This is a genomic window from Inquilinus sp. (assembly GCF_057815775.1).
This window is the reverse complement of sequence record NZ_JBYRFX010001067.1, coordinates 1-6,739: the sequence shown is the minus strand read 5'-3', so window position 1 is coordinate 6,739 and position 6,739 is coordinate 1. Positions and strand designations below refer to the sequence as shown.

Below are 6,739 nucleotides of genomic sequence, written 5' to 3'. Positions count from 1 at the left end.
GAAGCCGACCGACAACGGCGCCGCGAGGCCCTGGAACTCGCGCGTGCGGAGAATGCCCGCGTCGCGGAGCGGTACCGGCAGCGGATGATCGACGCCGACAAACAACGCTCCTGAGGCGGGGCGCGCCGGCGGCTGCCTGTTGTCCGGGACGATGTCCGGAGTCGAGAGCGATCCGTTCAACATTAAGCTGTCATGCCCGGACTTGATCCGGGCATCCAGAGTCTGTCGACATCTTCTGGATTGCCGGGTCAAGCCCGGCAATGACAATGAAAGAAGATCCCAGGCATCGGTTGGGTTCGCGCTTGCGAACCCAACCGATGCCTGAACCGTTGTTGAGTTCGCGGCCCGCGACCCAACCCACTCAGACAGATCCGTTTGCCCTACTCCGCCGCCTTCGCGGTGGAGGACGTCCGCCACAGGTCGATGCCGCCGTCGAGGGCGTGGTGGTCGATCTCCGCCAGCTCCTCGGTCGTCAGCGCCGCGCCCTTCAGCGCGTCGAGGCTGTCGTCGAGCTGGGCGACCGAGCGGGCGCCGATCAGGGCCGAGGTGACGCGCGGGTCGCGCAGCACCCAGCTCAGCGCCATCTGCGCCAGGGTCTGGCCGCGGCGCTTGGCGATCTCGTTCAGCGCGCGGATGCGGGCGACATTGCCCTCCGACAGCAGCCCCGAGCGCAGCGACCCTTCGCGCTTGGCCCGCGAATCCGCCGGCACGCCGTCGAGATACTTCGAGGTCAGCATGCCCTGCGCCAGCGGCGAGAAGGCGATGCAGCCGATGCCCAGCTCCTCCAGCGTGTCGAGCAGCCCGTCCTCGACCCAGCGATTGAGCATGGAATAGGACGGCTGGTGGATCAGGCAGGGCGTGCCGAGATCCTTCAGGATCGCCGCGGCCTGGCGCGTCGCTTCCGGCGAGTAGGAGGAGATGCCGACATACAGCGCCTTGCCCTGGCGCACCACCTGGTCGAGCGCGCCCATCGTCTCCTCCAACGGCGTCGCGGGGTCGAGGCGGTGCGAGTAGAAGATGTCGACATAGTCGAGCCCCATGCGCTTGAGGCTCTGGTCCAGGCTGGCGATCAGGTATTTGCGCGAGCCGAAATTGCCGTAGGGCCCCGGCCACATGTCGTAGCCGGCCTTGGACGAGATCAGCAGCTCGTCGCGATAGGGCCGGAAATCGGCGGCGAAGATCCGGCCGAAATTCTCCTCGGCGGAGCCGTAGGGCGGGCCGTAATTGTTGGCCAGGTCGAAATGGGTGACGCCGCGGTCGAAGGCCCGGCGCAGCACGGCGCGGCCAGTCTCGATATGGTCCACCCCGCCGAAATTCTGCCACAGGCCGAGCGAGATCTCCGGCAGCTGCAGGCCGCTGCGGCCGGAGCGGCGGAACTTGGCGGTCTCATAGCGCGCCGTATCGGCGGTCCAAGGCGTCTGCATGATGTCGTCCTGTGTATCGAAGAGGGTGTGTGTCAGGCGGCAGGAGGGAGGGCGGCTGTGCCCAGCCAGGCGACCGGCTGGGTGCATTGCCCGACACCGACGATGGTGGTCTTCGCCGCGTCGGCGTCGCCCGGTGTCCCGTCCTGCAGATAGAAGATCTCGTTGTTCTGGTTGAACGCGCGCAGCTCGCGGCCGGCGGCGTTCTCGATCGTGCCGGTGTGGTTGACGACATGCTGCTGCCGCGCGCCCTCCGGCGTCTCGACGATCAGATAGCCGCACAGCTCGTAATGCAGGGGCCTGCCGGCCGGCTGCTTCACCGACAGCTCGGCGATCGGCGCGTCCTTGGTGACATGCAGCACGCCGATGGTGCGGCCGTCGATGCCGACGGTGATCAGCTCCTCGATCTGGCCCGTGCCGAGCTCGTCGGTGATGCGGAAGCGGTCGTCCTTCGGGCCGGCATCGGCCTGCGATGCGGCCAGCAGCAGCAGGGCCGCGGCCACCGGCACGGTGCGCCAGGATCGCAGGATCTGCCTCGACAATTGCACCGCGCCCTCCCCGTTCATATCCCGGCCTTTTGCTGTGAAGTCGCGACCCTAGCGCGGGGGGCCGGCACATACCAGCTTGCGGAAGCACCCCGAGATCGGCTAGGCCATCGCCTCCGCGGATGCGGCGTGGCCTTCGGGGTCATGTCCGACCCATCCCCTCGAAACCCAGCAAGGTACCGACATGCGTTCATTTGACGGACAGCGGTCCGATGGCGCTCCGATTCGCCGCAGCCGCGAGGAAAAGGAGAAGCAGCTCCAGGAGCTGCTGGAAAAGCGCAAGCACCTCGGCATGCACACATCCGCGACGCTGCGTGCCGCCATGGACCGGAAGATCGACGAGCTGAAGACCGAACTGGCGCTGGCCGACCGTGCCGCCGCGATGCAGGCGACCAGCCCGGGATCGCGTGGTCCCCGGGATGGTGCGCGGGCTCCGCGCGATGGCGCCCGCCCCCCGCGTGAGTCCGGTGGCTTCCGCCGCCAATCCTGACCCTCGGCCGGGGCGGCAATAGGTCGCCCCGGCGCTTCAGCCGATCTCGAACACCAGCCCGTCATGGGCGGGCCGCACATGCGCCGGCAAGGTGGCGCACAGCCGCTCGTAATCCATCTGGTGGTTCATGTGGGTCAGGAACGCCCGCTTCGGCTTGAGTCGCTCGATCCATTCCAGCGCCAAGGCGAGATGGGCGTGCGAGACATGCGGTTCTTCCCGCGTCGCATCGACCATCCAGGTCTCGACCCCCTCCAGTGCCGCCCAGGCGCGGTCGTCCAGCCGCACGACATCGGTCGAATAGGCGAAGCTGCCGAAGCGGTAGCCCATCGACCGGCCCGGGCCGTGATCCTGCTCGAACGGCACGATGTCGATGTCGCCGACCCGGAACGGCCCGTCCAGCAGGTGCGGCACCAGGAACGGGTGGTAGAAGGCGCGGTCCATCTCGACCGAGGCCATGATGTAGCCGAAGCGCTCCTCCAGCTCCCGCTTCACCGCGGCATCCATATGGGCGTCGATCGGCTGCCTGAACGCCAGCGGCCGCAGGTCGTCGATGCCGTGGATGTGGTCGGCATGGGCATGGGTGTACAGCAGCGCGTCGACCCGCTTGACGTCATGGTCCAGCAGCTGCGCCCGCAAATCCGGCGGGGTGTCGACCAGCACGGTGGTGGTGTCGCTCTGCACCAGGATCGACGGCCGGCGCCGGCGATTGCGCGGGTTGGCGGGATCGCAGGTGCCCCAGATGCCGCCGACCATCGGCACGCCCATCGAGCCACCGCAGCCGAGGACCGTCACACGCATCGCTCAGACCTCTTGCTGCGGAATTTTCGTGAACAGGCTGAAGAAGTTGTCGCTGGTCTGCCGGGCGAATTCGTCGTTCGACAGGCCGTGCAGCTCGGCCACGCGCTGGGCGGTGTGGGCGACGAAGGCGGGTTCGTTGCGCTTGCCCCGCTTCGGCACCGGCGCCAGGTAGGGCGCATCGGTCTCGACCAGGATGCGGTCGAGCGGCACGTCCTTGGCCGTGGCCCGAATGTCCTCGGACTTGTTGAAGGTCACGATGCCGGACAGCGAGATGTGCAGCCCGAGCTTCACCGACTCTTCGGCGAGCTGCCGCGTGCCGCTGAAGCAGTGGATGATGCCCCGCAGCGGCGGATGGTCGCCGCCCTGCCCCTCTTCTTCGAGGATGCGCAGCGTGTCGGCCTCGGCGTCGCGGGTGTGGACGATGATCGGCAAATCGGCAATCCGCGCCGCCCGGATGTGGCGGCGGAAGCCTTCCTGCTGCATCTCGGCCGGGCTGAGGCCGTAATGGTAGTCCAGCCCGGTCTCGCCGATGCCGACGATCTTGGGATGCTCGGTCAGCGCCAGGATGCCCTCGACCGTCAGGTCGGTGAAATCCTTCGCCTCATGCGGATGCACGCCGACCGCGCCGTAGACCATCGGGAAGCGCTCGACCAGCGCGATCGTGGCCGGCAGCCTTTCCGGCCGGGTGCAGATCGTCAGCATGCAGCCGATGCCGGCCGCCCGGGCGCGGCCGACCACGTCGTCGATCTCCGCCGCGAAATCCGGGAAATCCAGATGGCAGTGACTGTCGACAAGCATCAGGCAGCGGTCTCCGGCCCGACATAGCGCGGGAACACGCCTTCCGGCGGCGGCAGTGCGGTGCCCGCCACCAGCGCATCGGCGTCGGTGATCCGGTCGAAGCCGCGCGCGTCGGCGGCCACGGCCAACTGGTCGAGCGTCTTCGCCATCGCCTGCGGCATGACAGGCTGCATCAGGATCGACAGGCGACGCACCGTCTCGGCCACCACCCACAGCACCGTGCCCGCCCGATCCGGATCGGTCTTGCGCACGGTCCAGGGCGCCTGGTCGGCGATATAGCGGTTGCCTTCACCGACGACGGCCCACACCGCCTCCAGACCGCGATGGAAGGCCTGGACGTCGAATTCGCGCCGCACCGTCTCCAGCAGCACCGGCAGCTGGTCCAGCAGCCCGCGGTCGACCTCGGTCAGAGGGCCGGGCTGCGGCACGCGGCCGTCGTAGTTCTTGGCGATCATCGACAGCGCGCGTTGGGCCAGATTGCCGAAGCCGTTGGCCAGCTCGCCATTGGTACGCTGGACCATGGCGTTGCGGGAGAAATCGCCGTCCTGGCCGAACGAGACCTCGCGCAGCAGGAAGTAGCGCACGGGGTCGAGGCCGTAGGTCGCCACCAGCTCCAGCGGGTCGATCACGTTGCCGAGCGACTTCGAGATCTTCTGGCCTTCGTTGGTCCACCAGCCATGGGCGAAGACGCGCTTCACCACCGGCAGCCCGGCCGACATCAGGAAGGCGGGCCAGTACAGGGCGTGGAAGCGCAGGATGTCCTTGCCGACCATGTGCAGGTCGGCCGGCCAGAAGCGCTTGAAGCTTTCGGCTTGGGTATCCGGGTAGCCGACCGCGGTGAGGTAGTTGGTCAGCGCGTCGACCCACACATACATGATGTGCGCCTCGTCGCCCGGCACCTTCACCCCCCAGTTGAAGGTGGTGCGGCTGATCGACAGGTCGCGCAGGCCGGATTTGACGAAAGCGATCACCTCGTTGCGGCGGCTTTCCGGCGCGATGAAGTCCGGGTTGGCCTCGTAGAAGGCCAGCAGCCGGTCGCCCCAGGCCGACAGGCGGAAGAAATAGCTCGGCTCCTCCACCCATTCGCATTCGGCGCCGGTCGGGGCGATGCGCTTGCCGTCGACGACGGTCAGCTCATCCTCGCCGTAGAACGCCTCGTCGCGCACCGAGTACCAGCCGGCATAGCCGCCGAGATAGATGTCGCCATTGGCCTTCATCGCCTCCCAGATCGCCTGCGACGCCTTGATGTGGCGCGGCTCGGTGGTGCGGATGAAGTCGTCGTTGCTGAAGTTCATCGCCGCGGCCAGGTCGCGGAAATTCTGGCTGACCTGGTCGGTGAAGGTCTGCGGGTCGATCCCCGCCACCTCGGCCGCCTTCTGCACCTTCTGGCCGTGCTCGTCGGTGCCGGTCAGGAAATGCACGTCATAGCCGTCGAGCCGCTTGAACCGCGCCAGCACGTCGCAGGCGAGCGTGGTGTAGGCGTGGCCGATATGCGGCTTGTCGTTGACGTAGTAGATCGGCGTGGTGATGTAGAATGTCTTCGGCGCCGACATTTCGGCCTCTTCCAATGCGCTTGGCGACGGCTCAGGTGTTGCAGGCGCGCTCGATACCGATGAACGCCTGCAGGAGAACCTGTTTCCGATCGAGGTTGGATCCATCCGCCTGAGCGAACAGACGGCGGGTGTTGTCCCACAGCTCTATCCAGCGATCAAGGCCGCCCGCCCGGCCGACGGCACCCACCACGCGCTGCATCACCGCCTCCTCGCCCGCCACGATCTCGGCCGGCGCGATGCCGCGGGCGGAGGCGCGGGCCAGCCGCGCCATCCACCAGACCAGCAGCTCGGTGAACAGCCGCCAGCTCGATTCGGCGGCGACCGGGCCGATGCGGTCGCCCATCTTGTGCACGGCGCGGAAATCGACCCGCGGGAAATCCTCCAGCAGGGTCACCATGTCGCGATAGAGGCCCAAGCCGCCGTCCTCGAGCAGCGCGGCGGCGCGGCCGATGCTGCCCTCGGCCAGCCGGACCAGCGAGGCCCGCTCGGCCGGGTCCAGCTCCGGCGCATGCTCGGCCAGCAGACGGTCGACCGTGGCATCCGCCAGCGGCTCCAGCGCCAGATGGCGGCAGCGCGACCGGATGGTCGGCAGCAGCGCGCCGGGATTGGCGCAGGTCAGCATCAGGATGGCGCGGGCCGGCGGCTCCTCCAGGATCTTCAGCAGCGCATTGGCGCCGTTGCGGTTCATCGCGTCGGCCTCGTCGACGATGACCACGCGCCAGGCGCCCTCGGCCGCGGTCAGGCGCAGGAACGGGTCGATGCGCCGGATCTCCTCGATCGGGATGTCGCGGCTGCGCCGCTTGCGCTCGTCGTCGCCATTGTTGCGCTCGATGGTCAGCAGGTCGGCATGGCCACCGGCCGTGACGCGGCGGAAGGTCGGGTGATCGGCCGGCAGGTCGAGCGTGCGGGCGTCGGCCCGGCCATCGGCCAGCAGAAAGCGGGCGATGCGATAGGCGAAGGTGGCCTTGCCGATGCCGGCGGGGCCGGTGATCAGCCAGGCATGCGGCAGCCGCTTGGCGTTCAGCGCGTCCAGGAATGTCGCCTCGGCCGCCTCATGGCCGAGCAGCCGCGGATTGGCGCGCGGGGCCGGGAACTCGGCGCTCATGGGGCAGGCCCGAACTTCGCGTCCACGGC

At 68.2% G+C, this 6,739-nt stretch carries 7 protein-coding genes; 1 reads left to right on the top strand and 6 read right to left on the bottom strand.

The window, feature by feature from the left end:
- Positions 1 to 380 precede the first annotated feature (380 nt).
- Positions 381 to 1,424: an L-glyceraldehyde 3-phosphate reductase gene (gene mgrA / locus AC3XYG_RS38270; protein WP_489145146.1), complete on the bottom strand. Its 1,044-nt coding sequence runs from the start codon at positions 1,422 to 1,424 to the stop codon at positions 381 to 383.
- Positions 1,425 to 1,456: 32 nt separating this feature from the next.
- Positions 1,457 to 1,969: a hypothetical protein gene (locus tag AC3XYG_RS38265; RefSeq protein WP_489145145.1), complete on the bottom strand. Its 513-nt coding sequence runs from the start codon at positions 1,967 to 1,969 to the stop codon at positions 1,457 to 1,459.
- Positions 1,970 to 2,150: 181 nt separating this feature from the next.
- On the opposite strand from AC3XYG_RS38265, the gene AC3XYG_RS38260 reads away from it, so the two are divergent.
- Complete coding sequence (locus AC3XYG_RS38260; RefSeq protein WP_489145144.1) at positions 2,151 to 2,456, top strand: hypothetical protein; 306 nt, start codon at positions 2,151 to 2,153, stop codon at positions 2,454 to 2,456.
- Between the two features lie 36 nt (positions 2,457 to 2,492).
- On the opposite strand, the gene AC3XYG_RS38255 is transcribed toward AC3XYG_RS38260, so the two are convergent.
- Genes AC3XYG_RS38255 through AC3XYG_RS38240 form a run of 4 tightly spaced genes read right to left on the bottom strand, consistent with a single transcriptional unit; the run spans position 2,493 to position 6,710 of the window.
- On the bottom strand, positions 2,493 to 3,254 hold the full coding sequence (locus tag AC3XYG_RS38255) for an MBL fold metallo-hydrolase (RefSeq protein WP_489145143.1): 762 nt from the start codon (positions 3,252 to 3,254) through the stop codon (positions 2,493 to 2,495).
- Positions 3,255 to 3,257: 3 nt separating this feature from the next.
- Positions 3,258 to 4,052 (bottom strand): TatD family hydrolase, encoded by a 795-nt coding sequence (locus AC3XYG_RS38250; protein ID WP_489145142.1) that lies wholly within the window; start codon positions 4,050 to 4,052, stop codon positions 3,258 to 3,260.
- Positions 4,052 to 5,605 (bottom strand): methionine--tRNA ligase, encoded by a 1,554-nt coding sequence (gene metG / locus AC3XYG_RS38245; RefSeq protein WP_489145141.1) that lies wholly within the window; start codon positions 5,603 to 5,605, stop codon positions 4,052 to 4,054. The genes AC3XYG_RS38250 and metG overlap by 1 nt, the downstream gene beginning before the upstream one ends.
- 31 nt (positions 5,606 to 5,636) lie before the next feature.
- Positions 5,637 to 6,710 carry a DNA polymerase III subunit delta' gene (locus tag AC3XYG_RS38240; RefSeq protein ID WP_489145147.1) on the bottom strand — a complete coding sequence of 358 codons (1,074 nt, stop codon included), beginning with the start codon at positions 6,708 to 6,710 and terminating at the stop codon, positions 5,637 to 5,639.
- Between the last annotated feature and the right edge of the window lie 29 nt (positions 6,711 to 6,739).